The sequence below is a fragment of the Bacillus sp. JNUCC-21 genome (assembly GCF_041222765.1).
GTDB lineage: Bacteria > Bacillota > Bacilli > Bacillales > Bacillaceae > Bacillus > Bacillus velezensis.
In genome coordinates this window covers 4107894-4125643 of the sequence record NZ_CP166019.1, presented here as the reverse complement: position 1 = coordinate 4125643, position 17750 = coordinate 4107894, and the positions used below count along the sequence as shown (strand labels likewise).

General features: G+C 46.9%; 17 protein-coding genes. 15 read left to right on the top strand and 2 right to left on the bottom strand.

Annotated elements, in window-relative coordinates; genetic code table 11:
• The first annotated feature begins 117 nt into the window (after window positions 1-117).
• Genes JNUCC21_RS20940 through JNUCC21_RS20920 form a run of 5 tightly spaced genes read left to right on the top strand, consistent with a single transcriptional unit; the run spans window position 118 to window position 6039 of the window.
• Window positions 118-1125: a ThiF family adenylyltransferase gene (locus tag JNUCC21_RS20940; RefSeq protein ID WP_150941545.1), complete on the top strand. Its 1008-nt coding sequence runs from the start codon at window positions 118-120 to the stop codon at window positions 1123-1125.
• Complete coding sequence (locus tag JNUCC21_RS20935) at window positions 1122-2444, top strand: ABC transporter substrate-binding protein (protein WP_369878468.1); 1323 nt, start codon at window positions 1122-1124, stop codon at window positions 2442-2444. The genes JNUCC21_RS20940 and JNUCC21_RS20935 overlap by 4 nt, the downstream gene beginning before the upstream one ends.
• A gap of 18 nt (window positions 2445-2462) precedes the next feature.
• Window positions 2463-3653: an MFS transporter gene (locus JNUCC21_RS20930; protein ID WP_014306161.1), complete on the top strand. Its 1191-nt coding sequence runs from the start codon at window positions 2463-2465 to the stop codon at window positions 3651-3653.
• A gap of 27 nt (window positions 3654-3680) precedes the next feature.
• Complete coding sequence (locus tag JNUCC21_RS20925) at window positions 3681-5306, top strand: ABC-F family ATP-binding cassette domain-containing protein (RefSeq protein WP_039063865.1); 1626 nt, start codon at window positions 3681-3683, stop codon at window positions 5304-5306.
• Window positions 5307-5319: 13 nt separating this feature from the next.
• Window positions 5320-6039 (top strand): cupin-like domain-containing protein, encoded by a 720-nt coding sequence (locus JNUCC21_RS20920; protein WP_007407887.1) that lies wholly within the window; start codon window positions 5320-5322, stop codon window positions 6037-6039.
• 41 nt (window positions 6040-6080) lie between these two features.
• Here JNUCC21_RS20920 and JNUCC21_RS20915 read toward each other — a convergent pair whose 3' ends face one another.
• Window positions 6081-7496, bottom strand: a complete 1416-nt coding sequence (locus tag JNUCC21_RS20915; protein WP_050556574.1) for a sigma-54-dependent Fis family transcriptional regulator — start codon at window positions 7494-7496, stop codon at window positions 6081-6083.
• A 174-nt stretch (window positions 7497-7670) separates the two neighbouring features.
• On the opposite strand from JNUCC21_RS20915, the gene JNUCC21_RS20910 reads away from it, so the two are divergent.
• From JNUCC21_RS20910 to JNUCC21_RS20875, 8 genes are all read left to right on the top strand, one after another.
• Entirely contained in the window at window positions 7671-7958 is a 288-nt protein-coding gene (locus JNUCC21_RS20910; RefSeq protein WP_015240946.1) for an autorepressor SdpR family transcription factor, read from the top strand.
• Window positions 7955-8590, top strand: a complete 636-nt coding sequence (locus JNUCC21_RS20905) for an SdpI family protein (RefSeq protein ID WP_038460524.1) — start codon at window positions 7955-7957, stop codon at window positions 8588-8590. The genes JNUCC21_RS20910 and JNUCC21_RS20905 overlap by 4 nt, the downstream gene beginning before the upstream one ends.
• A 229-nt stretch (window positions 8591-8819) precedes the next feature.
• Window positions 8820-10025: an ornithine--oxo-acid transaminase gene (locus tag JNUCC21_RS20900; protein ID WP_025650081.1), complete on the top strand. Its 1206-nt coding sequence runs from the start codon at window positions 8820-8822 to the stop codon at window positions 10023-10025.
• A 223-nt stretch (window positions 10026-10248) separates the two neighbouring features.
• Window positions 10249-11649, top strand: coding sequence for an amino acid permease (locus JNUCC21_RS20895; protein ID WP_020958097.1), 1401 nt, complete (start codon window positions 10249-10251; stop codon window positions 11647-11649).
• 73 nt (window positions 11650-11722) lie between these two features.
• Entirely contained in the window at window positions 11723-12613 is an 891-nt protein-coding gene (gene rocF, locus JNUCC21_RS20890) for an arginase (protein ID WP_007407883.1), read from the top strand.
• Between the two features lie 130 nt (window positions 12614-12743).
• The gene (locus JNUCC21_RS20885; RefSeq protein WP_032868107.1) at window positions 12744-13859 is read left to right on the top strand and encodes an aspartate phosphatase; all 1116 of its coding nucleotides are present in this window, start codon (window positions 12744-12746) and stop codon (window positions 13857-13859) included.
• Window positions 13846-13980, top strand: coding sequence for a hypothetical protein (locus JNUCC21_RS20880; RefSeq protein ID WP_007407881.1), 135 nt, complete (start codon window positions 13846-13848; stop codon window positions 13978-13980). The genes JNUCC21_RS20885 and JNUCC21_RS20880 overlap by 14 nt, the downstream gene beginning before the upstream one ends.
• Window positions 13981-14027: 47 nt before the next feature.
• The gene (locus JNUCC21_RS20875; protein ID WP_369878467.1) at window positions 14028-14501 is read left to right on the top strand and encodes a GNAT family N-acetyltransferase; all 474 of its coding nucleotides are present in this window, start codon (window positions 14028-14030) and stop codon (window positions 14499-14501) included.
• 29 nt (window positions 14502-14530) lie between these two features.
• Here JNUCC21_RS20875 and JNUCC21_RS20870 read toward each other — a convergent pair whose 3' ends face one another.
• Window positions 14531-15511, bottom strand: coding sequence for an aldo/keto reductase (locus JNUCC21_RS20870; RefSeq protein ID WP_369878466.1), 981 nt, complete (start codon window positions 15509-15511; stop codon window positions 14531-14533).
• A gap of 181 nt (window positions 15512-15692) precedes the next feature.
• On the opposite strand from JNUCC21_RS20870, the gene JNUCC21_RS20865 reads away from it, so the two are divergent.
• Both JNUCC21_RS20865 and JNUCC21_RS20860 read left to right on the top strand, forming a co-directional pair.
• The gene (locus JNUCC21_RS20865; protein ID WP_015240940.1) at window positions 15693-16442 is read left to right on the top strand and encodes a YiiX/YebB-like N1pC/P60 family cysteine hydrolase; all 750 of its coding nucleotides are present in this window, start codon (window positions 15693-15695) and stop codon (window positions 16440-16442) included.
• 10 nt (window positions 16443-16452) lie between these two features.
• Window positions 16453-17616, top strand: a complete 1164-nt coding sequence (locus JNUCC21_RS20860; RefSeq protein WP_369878465.1) for a hypothetical protein — start codon at window positions 16453-16455, stop codon at window positions 17614-17616.
• Window positions 17617-17750 lie beyond the last annotated feature (134 nt).

The window sequence follows — 17750 nt, the reverse complement described above, 5'->3', positions numbered from 1 at the left end:
TACTGATGAAGATTGAAGAACTTGATCTTGATACAGAAACAGCAAGCTTGGTGCATCGTTGCTAGTAAAGCCGTGACTCCCCTCATTGGGGAGTTATTATCTTTCAGGGGGTATGTCATGATGTCAACGTACTGTAAGCGCTGGAAGTTTAAAGACAGCGTGCAGGTGCTGACCTACACGGCGCATATTATCATTCAATATCGAAAGGCGATTAAGCTTGCGCATACGAGTGAGATCAAAGAGGCGGTTGAACGGCTGACCATCGGCTGTGAAAAACAAGAGCTTTCTGATCTTCTGGGAGAGGAAGCGGGAAACCAGTTTTTCGATGCGTTAATGAAATTGGATGCTTTAATAGAGCCATGGCAAAACGGCCGTGAAGGCCGCATCACTGAAAAGCAGCTGTACCATTTTGAGAAATACAACCAAAACCCCAATCTGATCCAAAAGAGATTAGACGGCAGCAGGGCAGCGATCGTGGGTCTGGGGGGCGTCGGAACGATCATTCTTCAAAACCTTTTGGCGGCGGGCTTGCAGCATTTTATTCTCATTGATTTCGATGCCGTATCAGTACATAACCTGAACAGACAATTCGTCTATAATAAATCTTCTGTAGGCAAATTAAAGATCTCAGAATGCAGAGATTATATTGCGGGTATCAATCCCAATGCGGACGCAGCACTTTACCATAAGGAAATGACACAGCCGCAGGACCTGCGTGTGTTAGATCCGTATGAAATTGATATCGTCATAAATGCCGCTGACAAACCCCATAACATTTCTGAATGGGTTTACCGGTATTGTAAGGAGCGGAATATCGCGTTTATGACCGGGGGTGTCGGCAGCTTCAGCGGCCAATGGGGGCCTCTGCTCACGCCTGAATCCTATCAATCCGGCGTCACCTATGAAAAAAACATGCCGGCCGGACTTCTGAACTGTTACCCCGATGAACCGATCAAAGGTTCCTTAGGAGCGACAAACGGTATTATATCCTCGTTTATGTCTCATGACATTATCACATACCTTGCAGGCGGAAGCCCGAAATCCCTGAATACCCGCATCGGCCTGGACTTTGACGGCCTTCATATTACAGAAACGAAGCTTTCTCAAAAGGAAAGCGCTTTATGAAGACGATGCATCGTACGGCGAGAAAACCGGGTGACCCTCTAAAAATAGAAATCGACACAAGCCCGATACGCTTGAACCCATTAGATACGCAGGATTACACAAGCAAGATGATTTGCAGCATTATGTATGAAAGCCTGCAGGACGGCTATAACTGCCGGATCATCCGCAAAGATCCCCGCACCTGTCAGGTGGACATTCACCCGGACTATTTAGGTGACGCCGAGGGTGTGGTTCAAACGATCATCTATCATCTGACGAAAGAAAATCAAAGCCCCCATCTCGGCAGTTTCCTGAACATAAAACAGGCCGTTCCGTATGTAAAAGGCCTCGTCTCTTCCGATCAGCTCGGGGTGAACGTAACAGGCGAAAAACGCTTTGAAGTCACCTTGGACGAGCCGTCTGATGAGATAGAAGCCGTTTTGCAGAGCAGCTTTCTGATTCCGGGGACCGCCGGGGGCGATGTGCCGGAAAACGGCCCGTACCGATTCAAGCGCACGTTTGAGAAGGGGCTGGAATTTGAGCGGAATCCGCAATATAAAATGACGCCCGCGGATCACCGCACGGTTCAGACCATCCAATTTATTTTGAATGATGATCTGGAAAAAAGCATCGGGCTGTACGAAGCGAATCAAACGGACGTGACCTGCCACACCCAGTTTCATCATTCAAACATGAGGTATCGGCAGTATGCTGATTTTAAAGAAAATCATTTGCCGATGTTATTTACCTTCAAGGTAAAGGACGACATGCTGAGAACTTTCATTCAGCATTATTTTGATAAACAAAAGCTGGCCGGCGATTTGGGGCATATCATCACACCGACTGATTCACTGATCGGAATATGGGAAAGCGGGAGGACACCGCAGAAAGATCTGCCCCTTTTGACAAAAGAAGAACCGATCCGAATCGTTTATGCCGATTATTATCCCAACGGAGAGATCATTGAAAGGCTGGCTGATCTGTTGCGGCGGGCCGGAGCGGACGTATCCGTCTCCCAGGTCAGTCATTTCAATGATTATTACCATATGGATAAAAGCGGGTTTGATATTGAGCTCCATTTGTTCCTGCCGGCTTACCTGCATGAGCTGAGCTATATCAAATATTTCATCCGCGACATCAGCGATCCAGAGAAGAAAAAAACGATCATTGATGCCATAGGATCTGAAAAAAAGAAGGAACTTTTTGGGTTATTCGAGAATACAACTCATTATTGCCCAATTTGTTTTGGGAAAAGTCTGTATCTGCAAGATCCATGTATAGAGGGTTTTAGTGTAAAGACTGACGGGCTCCTTTCTGTTCATGATGTTAAATGCAGATAGCTGGAAAGGGGTATTCATTTGCGGAATCGAAATTTGCTTTACTTCTCCGGTTTTTTCGGAAACTTCTTTTTCGAACGGGGAATTTGGATTTTATATTTAACAAGCATGAATTATTCATTATTTCTTGTGGGCATCCTGCAATCGGTCCTGAATTTGGCGATGTTTCTGGCGGAAGTGCCGAGCGGCGTCATCTCGGACAGAATCGGGAGAAAAAAATCGCTCTTGCTCGGCCATTTTATGGTCATTGTCTATTTGGTGATGTTCCTGAGCTTCCACAACTTCATCGCCCTCTTCATCGCCCATATTATATACGGTATCGGGCTGACGTTTATATCAGGAACGGATCATGCCTTTTTGTTTGATTCACTGAAAGAACAAGGGAAAGAAAAATGGTACGGCAAATCCATCGGAAACTATAACGGACTTGTCATACTCGGTCTTGCGATCGCCATGGGCATCGGCGGCTACTTGCAGGAAATATCATGGTCGTATGTGTTTATCGCCGGGATTGTCACTCAGCTGATTGCAATGGCGGTCATTACACAGCTGACGGAAATCAAATTTGAAAACAGTGAACACGAAACGCAGACGGTCGGTGACATCTTAAAAGAAGTCAAAGATTTCTTCAGGCTGAACAAAGCCTTTAAATATCTGGTGCTGTCACTCTCCGTTTTCTTTGCGATTACCTCGGTTTTTTATATGTACGGACAAGATCTGTTAAGTCAGGAAGGGCTGTCCGTGCGCAATATATCCATTATTTTTGCGGGACTGTCCATCTTGCAGGCGCTGTGCTCCATCTTTTCTTCCAAGCCGGCGGAAAAATTCACGCCGAGGCGCGTGCTTCTGCTGACATTCTGCATCATCGGGGCGGCCTACCTGTTTATACCTTCGGGCAGTCTGTACGTGACGATTGCAGCTTTTGTCGTCATTAACGCGCTCTATGATGTGATAGAACCCGTATCCAGTCAGGTGGTGAATAATGAGATTCCGTCCAGAACGAGAGCCACGCTGCTGTCCATTATCAGTTTGATGACCTCGCTCTTCATGTTCATTGCCTTTCCGTTTATCGGATTCTTAACGGACTATTTTGATTCAGCTTTGCTGCTGACCGCAATCGGGGTATTATCCATCTTATTGTCGCTGTTTATGATGCTCAGCTTTTACAAACTGAAAGCGAGCGTCGCCATCCAGAATAAAGTCGAGCTTTGAACCAGAATGACAAAGGGATGATGTGAGTTGCTGAATATTCATAATCTTACGGTAAATTTAGCGGGAGATACCATTTTCAAACAAGTTTCTTTTTTCATCAATGAAGGCGAAAAAGTGCTTGTGGCCGGGCCGAACGGTTCCGGCAAAAGCACGCTGTTCAGGGTGCTTTCCGGAGAGCTTGAGGCAGATGAAGGAACGATTGCGATCAACAAAGGGGCGAAGGTCGGTTTGCTGAAGCAGATCGCTGATCCCCATGAGGATCTGACGTTGTATCAATATCTGGAAAAATCATTTGAAGCTCTCGCGGCGATCCAGAATGAAATGAAGGCCATTGAGCTGAAGCTTTCGGAACCGATGAGTGATGACGAGCTGACTGCTTTATTGGAAAAATACAGTCAATACACGGAAACATTTGAGCGGAACAACGGCTACCAGATGCATGCGATGATTGACGAGGTATGCAACGGGCTCAGCCTCAGCGAATTAAAGGATCAGCCGTTTTCAAAGCTGAGCGGCGGCGAAAAAACAAAAGCCGGCCTTGCCGAAATTTTAATCCGCAACGACGACGTTATATTGCTGGACGAGCCGACCAACCATTTGGACGTCCATGCGATTGAGTGGCTTGAAGGGTTTATTAAAAAATCGAACAAAACCATTCTGTTTACGACCCACGATAAAACGTTTGCCGACCAAACGGCGATGAAGGTGCTCGAGATTGACGATACCGAGGTGAAGATTTGGCCTTACGGATTCAGCGAATACTTGAAAAAGCGGGAAGAATTCATCATCGCCCAGTTTGAGAAATATGAAGAACAGCAGAGAAAAATACAGAAGATGAAGGAATCCATCGCCCAGCTGAGAGATTGGGCCAACCGCTCGAATCCGCCGTCTGTCGGCCTGCACAGACGCGCGAATAATATGGAAAAGGCGCTGAGAAGGATTGAGCTGATCAATAAGCCGGTCCGGACGGAGCAAAAATTAAAAAACGCATTTCAGGAAGCGGGCGCCGGTTCAAAAGATATTGTGTTCATTGAAAACGGAAAGGTGACCAACGGATCTTCCCTTTTATATCAAAATGTGAATCTGCGCATAAAGCATAAAGACAGAATCGGCATCGTCGGCAGAAACGGCGTCGGCAAAACAACGCTGATCCGCTGCATCATCGGGGAAAGAGAACTGTCGGACGGCACCATTAAAGTGGGAGAAAATCTTAAAATAGGCTACATTGATCAAAAGAGCCATGTCGGAGATTCGAGCCAGACGATTCTGCAATTTTTTAAAGAAAATCTGCTGACTGAAGAGGGCATGGCCCGGAATATGCTGGCCAAGTACGGATTTTACGGGTCGTCGGTCTTTAAAAAACTTTCCGTCCTGTCGGGCGGTGAGAGAATCAGGCTGAAGCTGTCCATCTTAATGGAAAAAAAGCTGAATGTCCTGATCCTGGATGAGCCGACCAACCACTTGGATATTGAATCTCAGGAAATTCTCGAAAACAGCCTGATGCAGTTTCAAGGCACCATCATCTGCGTTTCTCACGACAGAAACCTGCTGGAGAAGTTCAACAAGATTTTCTGGCTTGAGAATCAAAACGTCACCATCTTTTCAGGTCCATACAGTTACGCCAAACAAAAAAAACGGCAGATTGCCGAATAAAAGGGGAATGGATATGACCATTGACAGACTGACAATCAATGAGTTATCGTACGATCTTTTTGTAAGTGAGTATGCTGATAAGAAACCTTTTATTTTGACGGGGGCAATGGATCACTGGGAATGCAGGCCGTGGACGCTTGAATACATTGACGAACACTATGGAGACAGAATGGTCACCATCCGGAAATCAGATATCGAAGGGGTCAAAACCTTTAAACAAGTAAAGCTTTCCAACTATATCGAGTACATTGATCAGAATGATGACAAATGGTACTGTGACTGGAATTTTACGCAGCTGAACCAAAATGACTTAGACCTTGTCTATTCCGCACCCGAGTATTTTACAAAAGACACATTGAGAGCGGATGAAGAAACGGGACGGGACTGGAAATGGTTCTTTCTCGGTTCTAAGCAGACAGGCACACCGCTGCATCAGGATTTTAACAACACGCACGCGTGGAACGGCGTCATTTTCGGGGAGAAGGAATGGATCTTCTATCATCCGGACGACTCTCCGTATTTGTACGAAGGAAATATCAATGTCTTTGATGAAAAAGACATTGAGCAAAAACCGCTGGTGCAAAAGGCGTCTCCGATCCGCTTCAGACAAAAGGCGGGAGAAATCATTTACGCGCCGCGCCATTGGTGGCATCAAGTCGAGAATACGGAACATACATTGGCAGTGAGTGAGAACTTTTGGTTTACCGGAGAGCGGCTTGCCAATCAGATATAAACGAAAGGCTGAGGAGCATCTCAGCCTTTTTTTGTATGGATTCATTTCATCCGGTCCAGACCGAATTTTTTCAGGCGGTATTGCAGGCTCTGTCTGCTGATTCCGAGCTCGTTTGCCGTTTTGGATATGTTATTGCCGTGTTTTCTCAGGGTTTTTTCGATCATGTATTTTTCGAAGTTTTCCATTTTGTCTTTTAAATCGGTGCCGGGCTGGGTGCTTGCGGCGGCTTTGGTTTCCGTGTCAGCCGGTTTGATTTTCATGCGGTATTGATAAGGCAGGTGGGCCGCCGTAATCGTCGTTTCATCCGTCATAAAGTTCATGGCGCCTTCAATCATATGTTCAAGTTCGCGAATGTTGCCCGGCCAGTCATATTCCAAGAAGAATCGCTGCACATCGTCACTGATCGAATCGACATGCATTTGGAACAGGTGATTGTTTTTCTGGATAAAGACTTCGGCCAGAGGCAGAATATCCTCCTTGCGCTCCCGGAGCGGGGGAATGATCAACGTGACAACGCTTAAACGGTAGTATAAATCTTTGCGCAGCCGCTCTTCTGAAATGGCGGTGATCGGGTCTTCATTCATCGTGGCGATGATGCGGACGTCAATCGGTTTGTCCTGCGCTGATCCGATGCGCCTGATTTTCTTTTCCTGAAGGGCGCGGAGCAGTTTTGCCTGCAGGCTGAGATTGAGCGAGTTGATCTCATCAAGGAGCAGGGTGCCTCCCTGCGCCTGCTCAAATAACCCGGGCTGGTCGATGGCTCCGGTAAAGGCGCCTTTTTTCGTGCCGAATAAAATACTTTCGACCAGGCTATCCGGCAGGGCGGCGCAGTTTTGTGAGATGAACGGGGCGCCTGAGCGCTGGCTGCCGTTATGAATGCTTTGGGCGAACAGTTCCTTGCCCGTTCCCGTCTCGCCGGCCAAAAGCACCGATGATGATGTGCGGGTTGCCCGTTTTGCGTTTTCGATGACTTCCCGAATGACCGGGCTGTTGCCGAGAATACTGTCAAACGTGTAGCTGTTCTGTTCTTTCCTGTGCATGTTCTCCCTGATCAGCCGTTCGAGCTTGGTGACGTCCTTGGCGATTTCCACGGCTCCCTTGATCTCGCCGTTTTGCACAATCGGGAAGGTGTGGTTGATCGTCGTGATTTCCTGGCCTTTGTTATTGAAATAGCTTTGCTTCACGTTTTTAATCGTTTTGCCTTCTTGAAGGGCCTGAACGAGCGTGCTGTCCTGCTGATTGGAAAACATAAATACATCAGTCAGGTTTTTATGCAGGACGTCCCGTTCATCCATATCTTCAATCTGCATCATTTTCTTATTGTAAATGACGGTGCTGCCCTTTTCGTCCACCACATGCAGCCCGACATCAATCTCTTCCAGAATGCTTTGTAACACGAGTGTGTAAAATTCGCTGGTTGTGTGCAGGTCAATTCCCCCTCTCAATCGTCTTAACATTCATTATTTTAAAATAAATCGAACGGGAAACGCAAAAAAATTTTGCGCTTGGACGATGTTTAAAAATAAATGGAAATTAAGGTAATAAAACCATTGACTTTTTTAGGGAAATGGTTGATATTTAGATATATACTTAAATATCTAAATCATGTATGTATGAGAGGGGGAAAGTTTTTGAATAAAGCTTTTAAAGCACTGGCCGATCCTACAAGGAGAAGAATTTTGGATTTATTAAAGAAACAAGACATGACCGCTGGAGAAATTGCGGAACACTTCGATATGTCAAAACCCAGTATTTCTCATCACCTTACCATATTGAAAAATACTGATTTGGTTCACGATGAGAGGAAAGGCCAATTTATTATGTATTCATTAAATACCACTGTATTACAGGATCTTATAGGCTGGTTCTTTTCTCTGACTGATTCAGAACATGATAATAAGAAAGGCGGGGAATCATGAAAAAATATCTCTTTTCGGCAGGAATCATAGTTTTAACTGTTTTCACATGGGTTTGCACATATTCATCTTTACCGGACAATTTGGCGACACACTGGGGATTAAACGGAAGTGCAAATGATTACCAAACGAAAGCTAATGCGATGATGATGCTTATTGGCATCATGATTATTCTATATATTTTAATGGTTATCATCCCTAAGATTGATCCTAAAAATAACTACAAAACATTTATCCGGCCATATATGGCTATATTTAATACAATGTTTGCGGTTCTGTTTGTCATTAATCTGATGACCATCTTGACCGGCCTGGGATATGATCTCCCTATATCTTATTTAGGAAACTTTATAGTGGGAGTCATTTTCATGGTGTTTGGAAACTTCATTCAGATCGTTAAGCCCAATTTCTTTTTAGGGATAAGAACACCTTGGACGCTGAGCAGTGAAAGAGTTTGGAAGGATACACACAGGGTTAGTTCAAAACTTTTTGTCTTAGCGGGTATGCTCATGATGCTTGCAGCTTTTTTGCCGCCGGTGTATAGAGTGTCAGTCATTTTCGTGGCTGCAATCGGCTGTATCATATTATCTTTACTATATTCTTACATTGTATATCAGAGACAATTGAATAAATAACTGTTGAGTAGGAGCAATCTAATTGGATTGCTCCTATTTTGTCAGCGGGAAACGCAAAAAAATTTTGCGCTTGGCTGAAGTTTGCACACAAACTGCCGGAAAATTTTGCGGGAAAAGAAAGAATGTTGGCGAAACATCCCGTTTTTTCGGATTGGCACGGAACTTGCTTTATAAAAAGGGAAAGCAAGATCTAATGTTGAATGATTACAAAACAAGGGGGAATCAGATTATGTCAGCTTTCACAAAATCTCAAGAAATTATCAGCCAAACTTCACATTACGGCGCGAACAACTATCATCCTCTGCCGATTGTTATTTCTGAAGCGCAGGGTGTTTGGGTAAAAGACCCTGAAGGCAATCAATATATGGATATGCTGAGTGCTTATTCTGCGGTGAACCAGGGGCACAGACATCCGAAGATCATTCAGGCGCTGAAGGATCAGGCGGATAAAATCACTCTGACGTCACGCGCGTTCCATAATGATCAGCTCGGTCCGTTTTATGAGAAAACAGCCAAGCTGACCGGAAAAGATATGATTCTGCCGATGAATACGGGGGCGGAAGCCGTTGAATCCGCTGTCAAAGCGGCGAGACGCTGGGCATATGAGGTCAAAGGAGTAGCGGATAATCAGGCGGAAATCATTGCGTGTATCGGCAACTTCCACGGCAGAACGATGCTTGCGGTATCCCTTTCTTCAGAAGATGAGTATAAACGCGGTTTCGGACCTATGCTTCCGGGTATAAAATTAATTCCATACGGAGACGCAGAAGCGCTGCGCCGGGCGATCACGCCGAACACAGCCGCTTTCTTATTCGAACCGATTCAGGGAGAAGCGGGCATCGTCATTCCGCCGGAAGGATTTTTACAAGAAGCGGCCGCCATTTGTAAGGAAGAAAATGTACTTCTGATCGCTGATGAAATTCAGACGGGACTCGGCCGCACAGGGAAAACATTCGCGGTTGACTGGGAAAATATCGTACCGGATATGTTCATCTTAGGCAAAGCGCTCGGCGGGGGCGTCTTCCCGATTTCGTGCATCGCGGCGAACCGTGACATTCTCGGCGTGTTTAACCCGGGCTCCCACGGCTCGACATTCGGCGGAAACCCGCTCGCTTGCGCGGTATCGCTCGCATCTCTTGAAGTCCTTGAGGAAGAAGGGCTGGCAGAGCGTTCCCTTCAGCTTGGCCGTTATTTTAAAGAAGAGCTTGAGAAAATTGATAACCCGATCATAAAAGACGTGCGCGGACGCGGCCTGTTTATCGGCGTTGAACTGACAGAAGCGGCCCGCCCGTACTGTGAAAAGCTGAAAGGCGAAGGGCTTTTATGCAAAGAAACACATGATACCGTGATCCGTTTTGCACCGCCGTTAATGATTTCCAAGGAAGACTTGGACTGGGCGGTCCAAAAGATCACAAACGTGCTTCAAAACGCGTAAAACTTTGATGCGGCAATGCTTTCCCTCGGCTTGTATGGAATTTACAAATAAAAAATTCAGCACACTCTATTTGCGCGGCGACAGTATTTTAGTATAATGTATCTTTATGTACGAAAATGAATTTCATATAACATTCATATACAAATAGAGGCTCTTTGGACAGCAAATCGGTTTCAAAGCACCGGCTTGGTTCCAATACAAGTTGCTGAAGGGGTGCAGAATAGTGAATACAAATCAAAAAGAGAATCAGCTTCAGCGCACAATGAAATCACGCCATTTGTTTATGATTTCTTTGGGCGGAGTGATCGGCACCGGGTTTTTCCTGAGTACCGGATTTACAATTAACCAGGCGGGACCGCTGGGCGCGGTTCTGTCTTATCTGGTCGGCGGTTTTATAATGTTTTTGACAATGCTCTGCTTAGGCGAGCTTGCGGTTGCCCTTCCCGTATCAGGGTCGTTTCAGACGTACGCAACCAAATTCATCAGCCCCGCTTTCGGTTTCGCATTCGGCTGGCTGTACTGGCTCGGCTGGGCGGTGACATGCGCCATTGAGTTTTTATCTGCGGGACAATTGATGCTCCGCTGGTTTCCGCATGTTCCCGTATGGGTGTGGTGCCTCGTGTTTGTCGGACTGATGTTTCTTTTGAACGCTATTACCACAAAAGCGTTCGCTGAGTCGGAATTTTGGTTTTCCGGTATTAAAATTTTAGTCATTCTGCTGTTTATTATTTTGGGCGGCGCCGCCATGTTCGGCCTGATTGACATGAAACACGGCGAGCAGGCTCCTTTCTTCTCTCATTTTTATGAGGATGGATTGTTTCCGAACGGCATTAAGGCTATGCTTATTACGATGATTACCGTAAACTTCGCGTTCCAGGGAACGGAGCTGATCGGGGTTGCCGCGGGAGAAAGTGAAAATCCCGAGAAAACGATTCCGCGCTCTATCCGGCAGACGGTATGGAGAACGCTTGTCTTTTTCGTTCTCTCCATCATCGTCATTGCCGGGATGATTCCGTGGAGGCAGGCAGGAGTGGTCGAAAGCCCGTTTGTCGTGGTGTTTGAACAAATCGGTATTCCATATGCCGCCGATATTATGAACTTTGTTATCTTAATTGCGCTGCTCTCAGTGGCCAACTCAGGCCTGTTTGCATCGACGCGTATCTTATATGCTATGGCGAACGAAGGACAAGCCTTTAAATCGCTCGGCAAAATAAATAAACGCGGCGTGCCGATGAACGCTCTGATCGTGACGCTGGCCGTCGCCTGCCTGTCACTGCTGTCTAAAGTGGCAGCGCCGGAAACCGTTTATATGTTTCTCTTATCATTAGCCGGACTAAGCGCGCAGGTCGGCTGGATTACGATTTCCCTGTCACAGCTGATGTTCAGACGGAAATACATCCGCGAAGGCGGCAAAGTGGAAGACCTGAAGTTTAAAACACCGCTGTACCCGGTGCTGCCTATTATCGGGCTGACGTTAAACACGGTTGTTCTGATCAGCCTCGCATTTGATTCAGAACAGCGGCTCGCCCTTTATTGCGGCATCCCGTTCATGGCGGTGTGCGTTATCGTCTATCATCTGTATGTAAAAAAGCATAAGCAGTCAGAAAAACAGATAGAGCTTTAAATCTTTTCGTGTCCAAGTCATCTTTGAGAAACCCGCACAGGACAACATACAACATGTTGAGGTGGAAAAACGGATGAACAAGAATATCTCAGTTATTGGAATGCCGATGGATTTAGGACAAGCACGACGCGGAGTGGACATGGGCCCGAGCGCCATCCGCTACGCGCATCTCATTGAACGGTTATCTGACATGGGGTATGCGGTGGAAGACTTAGGCGACATCCCCGTCAATCGTGAAAAACTCAAAAATGATGAAGAACTGAAAAATCTGAACTCTGTGCTCTCGGGGAACGAGCAGCTCGCCCAAAAGGTGGACAGCGTCATTGAGAATGAGCGGTTCCCTCTCGTCTTGGGCGGCGATCACAGCATCGCGATCGGAACGCTGACAGGAACGGCAAAGCACTATAAACAGCTCGGCGTCATCTGGTACGACGCGCACGGCGACTTAAACACCCTAGAAACATCGCCGTCAGGCAATATTCATGGAATGCCGCTGGCCGTCAGTCTCGGCGTCGGACACGACACGCTGGTGAACCTGGGCGGGTATGCCCCGAAAATCAAGCCGGAGAACGTCGTCATCATCGGCGCGAGATCGCTTGATGAAGGCGAGCGTGAATACATTAAGGAAACAGGCATGAAGGTCTATACGATGCATGAGATTGACCGCCTCGGCATGACAAAGGTCATTGAAGAAACCATTGACTACTTGTCAGACTGTGACGGCGTTCACCTCAGCCTTGACCTCGACGGCCTTGATCCGAGCGACGCACCCGGCGTAGGCACACCTGTCGTCGGCGGCATCAGCTACCGTGAAAGCCATTTGGCAATGGAGATGCTGTACGATGCCGACATCATCACTTCAGCTGAATTTGTCGAAGTCAACCCGATCCTCGATCACAAAAACAAAACCGGCAAAACAGCGGTCGAGCTGGTAGAATCTTTGTTAGGAAAAAAACTATTATAAAATATGCGCCTCCGCATCTGCGGAGGTTTTTTTGTTGCCACGAGGAAACTAGCGGGCTGCCACCCTCTTTTTGAACCTGTAAATATGATATATTTATTACACAAAATGGGAAAGGGAGGTGTCCTGACAGATGGCTGAGGTGATGGCCCACGAAACAGTTGCGAAAAAAATCAGTGACTGGTATGAGGAAATCAAAAAGCACAACACTGAATCGGCTGAGGCGTTAAGAGAACAACTGCTTACGGATCTGCAAAATATGACACAGAATCAAACGGTGCTCCTTTATTTTAATTTAATTGATTCCCGCTATAAGCTTTTGATGGAAGAGTATGAGAAAACAGACGGCATTTTAAAAACGATCCAGCTGAACGCCGATAAAGAAAAAACAGACCAGATGATTCAATACTATTATTATTTCTTTTCCGGAATGCACGAGTTTTACCGTAAACGGTTTATGAACGCCATTAATTTTTACCGGATTGCTGAAAGCAGGCTCCGGCACATACCGAATGAGATTGAAAGAGCCGAGTTTAATTATCAAGTGGCGATTGCCTACTATGAAATCCGCCAAAACTACTTTGCGATGAACCACGCGGAAAAAGCGTTGGAGATCTACAAAGCCAATGAAATGTACGCGGTCAGAGAAGCACAGTGTTTAATGGTGATCGGCTGTAACAGAATGGACTTGTTTCACTATCAGAAAGCCGAAGAGCTCCTGCAGACGGCGGTTCATCAAGCTGCCAAAGCGGGCGATCCGCATATTGAAGCGCTCGCCCACTTTAACGCAGGCATTTGCTATGAAAGACAGGAAAAACTGGAGGAGGCGCGGGTCGAGTTTGAAACGGCTCTTGATCAAAAGGAGCATTTGCAATCAGCGTATTCGGTGCGGAGTCTGTACATGCTGGCCAGAGTGTTATTGAAACAGGAACAGGCGGATGAGGGCCGGTTTTGGCTGCATAAAGCGCTGAATGCCGCTGAAGAAAAAAACGAGCCCGTATACACCCAAAAGCTGCGCATCTTACAGCATGTCTTTATTGACCGCAATGAAGAAGCGCTTGAATCAGCTTTCGCCGAGTTAAGAAGGAAAGAGCTGTGGAGTGACGTTTCCGACTTGTCGTATCAGGCCGCGGCGCATTTTAAAAAACAGGAGAATTACAAACCGGCGGCGAAGTATTTTCAAGAATCAATTGATGCCAATGACCAAATTTTGAGATTAACGGAGGGGATTCGTAATGAAAACATGTAAATTCATTGTACTCTCAGCAGCCTTGGCAAGTCTCATTTCGATTGGATTATTTGCGCAAACTGGTTCAACGGCACAAGCCGAACAAATCATAAAACCGGCGGAAAACGGAGCCTTCGGATAATACTTCATGATACCGCTTTCAGTCTGTGTTTTGTAAGGAGTGATTCAATGGCTATCACGCTGCAGCCGATGACAGAACAAGAATTTCAGTCCTATCTCGCCCATTCAACCAAGCATTACGCTGAAGAAAAGGTAAAAGCGGGAACGTGGCTGCCTGACGAAGCGCCGGAATTAGCGGAGCTGGCGTTTGAAGACCTGCTTCCTGACGGCTTGGAGACGGACGATCACTATTTATGGACGCTGACATTGGACGGAAAGGAAAATGCCGGCTGGCTGTGGCTGCACGCCGATCCGGACCACCCGCAGCAGGACGCATTTATTTATGATTTCGGCCTTCATCCGCCTTTCCGCGGCAAAGGCTATGCAAAAGAGGCGCTCGCAAGGCTGGAGGACAAAGCCAAAGACCTGGGTGTCCGCAAGATTTCTCTCCATGTGTTCGCTCATAACGAAACGGCGCGGAAGCTGTATGAGAAGACGGGATTTCTGGAGACGGATGTCATCATGAGCAAAAAGCTGTCATGAAAAGAGGCCCGCACGATGGGCCTCTTTTGTTATTCATCTAACAATGTCATCATTTGTTCCGGATAACGCTCGCCGGCCGCCGTTCCGATCGGAAACATCTCATCCAACCGCGCCTTCACATCCTCCGGAAGCACAATGTCGAGAGCGGCGAGGTTCTCTTCCAAGTAGTGTTTCTTTTTTGTACCCGGAATCGGAATGAGGTCATCGCCGTTTGCGAGAACCCATGCGAGCGCAAGCTGAGGCGCGGTGATATTCATTTCCCGGGCAATGGAGGTAAGTTTTTGGACGAGCCCCATATTCACGGCCAAATTGTCTCCCTGGAATCTCGGCGTTCTTCTTCTGTAATCATCGGCATCCAGCTGATCGGTCGACGTCATCTTTCCGGAAAGAAAACCTCTGCCGAGCGGACTGTAAGGCACAAATGAGATGCCGAGCTCACGGCAGGCGGGCAGCACATGCTCCTCCGCTTCCCTGCTCCATAAAGAATATTCCGATTGAAGCGCGGCAATCGGGTGAATGCGGACGGCGCGCCTGATCGTTTCTGCGGAAGCCTCTGACAATCCGATATACCTCACCTTTCCCTCGTCTATCAGCTCCTTCATGGCGCCGACGGTTTCTTCAATCGGCACCCGCGGATCAACCCGGTGCAGATAATAAAGGTCGATATAATCCGTCCCGAGGCGTTTCAGACTGGCGTCACACGCTTTTTTCACATAATCGGGCCGTCCGTTGATTTCGATAAACTCACCCTTTTCGCTTCGGACATAACCGAATTTCGTCGCGAGGTAAAGCTCCTTTCTGAATGGGGCAAGCGCTCTGCCGACAAGTTCTTCATTCGCACCCAATCCATATTGATCAGCCGTATCAAACAAATTCACGCCGAGATGAACGGCATGATGCAGTGTGGAAATCGACTCTTCCTCACTCTGGCTGCCATAGTATTCCGACATGCCCATGCACCCTAACCCCATTGCGGAAACCCGCATCGAACCGATTGTTCTGTCCTTCATATGTCCTCCCCCTTTCTTGTATGATAACCGGATTTCCTGATATTTGAAAATGATTTATGTATATGATTTACATATTGTTATAAAATTTTTAAAAATCTGTAAATTGTATATTTTTTTATCGCAATTTCGTCATATAATGAAAACGTGGAAAAATTAACCTTAAAGAAAAGAGGCGAAGTCAATGTGTAAAAAGCTGTTCAAAGCCGTCCTCCCGTTTGCCCTGTCATTCACCATGGTTCTGTCGTTCTCCGGTTTGAATGTAAAAGCGAAAGAAACAGAAACAGCCCGCTACGCAAAAGAAATCGCAGACCTTCAGCAGGGCACGACTCCTCAAGACGTTCTCCAATCCGCCAAAGAGCTTGCCAAACAGAAGCACGTTTCAACAGAAGCAATTCTCAAGCAGTTTCATCAAGAAATCACGGCAGACAAGGTGCAAGGAAATGTAATCGCTTCCAAAGAAGGACTCTCTGCAATGGGCGGATCGTCAGGAACCAAAAAACTTCCGAAAAGCACAAAAGGCAATATTTATTACACGAACTCATACACGGCTTATTACAACCACGGGCATGTCGGCATGTATTCATCCGCTGATAAAATTGTCGAATCCGTGCCGGGAGACGGCGTCCGCCAGATTGCTTATAACGGCAGAGAAGTCGAAGACAATTCAATCGTTCAGACCGTGAAAGTTACCGATGCTCAAAAACAAGCCGCCGCTGACTGGGCCGTATCAAGAGTGGGTGATGAGTACTCCTTCAACTTCGTCAATAACAGAAATACGGGCCATGAAGGCGCCAAAAACTGCTCAAAACTGCTGTGGTCGGCATTCCTTTTAAAAGCGGGGATTGATATCGACTCTAACGGCGGCTTAGGCGTATACCCGCGCGACATCACAAGCTCGTCCTACACAACCACGATCCTGACCATTCACTAAGGAGAACAACGTGAAAAAAATCATCTGGATACCCTTAGTGATCATTGCCGCCGCAGCGGTCTTATGCTTCTTCTATTTCCGCACGGAAGACCCTGCGGAGGTTGCGAGAGACACATTAAATGACCCTGATTTTCTGAAAGATAAAGAGGCGCTGCTGTATTTCTCCACTGCGGCTGACCAAGACACGTTCGGCGGCGGAAAAAGCTACGCCCTCTTCGCCGATGAAAAAGGGCGGCTCTCTTCTTATCAAATGAAGGGGCTTGAGCTCGGATCGGCCAAAGTGCATGACGGCAGCTTGCTGCTGGAGGACAAAAAAGGAATCTACACCGTTCAGGACGGCCTTCACACATATAAAAGAGCGTACCAGCATACGGGAGACAGCGCGGGATATATCGAGCGGGCGAAAGGCTTTTACACGCTGTATAATTCGGGCTACGACAAGAGCGGCGGCAGCTATCGCTCAGAGCTGTACCGCCAGATGGACGGCAGGTGGAAGCAAGACGTCATTCCGCACTATATCCGCGCTTCAGGCTTTTTTAAAGATCATCTTTTCGCACTCACGCCGACAGATGACGAAAAAGGCTATCACGTCCAAGACATTCAGGCTGATAAAGAGAAGCTCCATACAAAATCAATCGCGACGTGGACGTATAAAGAAGGCACGTCTGTCGAATCCCAGCTCGCCGCGGACGACAGCGCCGTCCGCTTTGTCACCAGAGGGGAAAAAGCAGATCACATCTATCAAATGGTGAAAGTCATGAAAAACAGCGGCGCCATCAAAACGTATGACATCGCCGCTTATAAAAATGACGAACAGACGATCTATGACTCCATGCCGTTCAGCTTCAAAAAAAGCTTTTTCATGGAGCGGCGCAGCTTCTATTTCGTTGACGGCTTCGGAACCGTCTACCGCATCAACCCTGAGACCGGAAAAAGCAAAAAAGCCTTCAAGCTCCCCGCATCACGAATGAAAGCCGACTTCAAGGAGCTGACCCATCAAAACGGAAAGCTGTATCTGTTCACGTACAGCTACAAAAAGCCCGCCAAAATCGAGTCCTTCGACCTGAAAACGGGCAAAAAGCTGAACGACCTGACCATCCCGGGTCTGAAAGATATCGTGACGCCGAAAAGCCATCTCAAGCTGTATGATGTGCAGGTGATGGGTGGGCTTTGAAGAGTATAAACATTTCGGAAGAGCTTGCCGCTTTTGGTAAGCTTTTTATAATGAAACGTTACTGCAAGAAAGAAGGTGGTCATTTGAAATCATTCAGTATCTTCTTATTGTTGTCCGTCATTTGTATAACCATT

Coding starts and splice junctions, on each gene's coding strand:
- JNUCC21_RS20900 (WP_025650081.1), top strand. CDS start 8,820: ATGTCAGCTTTCACAAAATCTCAAGAAATTATCAGCCAAACTTCACAT.
- JNUCC21_RS20920 (WP_007407887.1), top strand. CDS start 5,320: ATGACCATTGACAGACTGACAATCAATGAGTTATCGTACGATCTTTTT.
- rocF (WP_007407883.1), top strand. CDS start 11,723: ATGAACAAGAATATCTCAGTTATTGGAATGCCGATGGATTTAGGACAA.
- JNUCC21_RS20870 (WP_369878466.1), bottom strand. CDS start 15,511: ATGAAGGACAGAACAATCGGTTCGATGCGGGTTTCCGCAATGGGGTTA.
- JNUCC21_RS20885 (WP_032868107.1), top strand. CDS start 12,744: ATGGCTGAGGTGATGGCCCACGAAACAGTTGCGAAAAAAATCAGTGAC.
- JNUCC21_RS20875 (WP_369878467.1), top strand. CDS start 14,028: ATGGCTATCACGCTGCAGCCGATGACAGAACAAGAATTTCAGTCCTAT.
- JNUCC21_RS20865 (WP_015240940.1), top strand. CDS start 15,693: ATGTGTAAAAAGCTGTTCAAAGCCGTCCTCCCGTTTGCCCTGTCATTC.
- JNUCC21_RS20935 (WP_369878468.1), top strand. CDS start 1,122: ATGAAGACGATGCATCGTACGGCGAGAAAACCGGGTGACCCTCTAAAA.
- JNUCC21_RS20905 (WP_038460524.1), top strand. CDS start 7,955: ATGAAAAAATATCTCTTTTCGGCAGGAATCATAGTTTTAACTGTTTTC.
- JNUCC21_RS20880 (WP_007407881.1), top strand. CDS start 13,846: ATGAAAACATGTAAATTCATTGTACTCTCAGCAGCCTTGGCAAGTCTC.
- JNUCC21_RS20940 (WP_150941545.1), top strand. CDS start 118: ATGATGTCAACGTACTGTAAGCGCTGGAAGTTTAAAGACAGCGTGCAG.
- JNUCC21_RS20915 (WP_050556574.1), bottom strand. CDS start 7,496: ATGTTAAGACGATTGAGAGGGGGAATTGACCTGCACACAACCAGCGAA.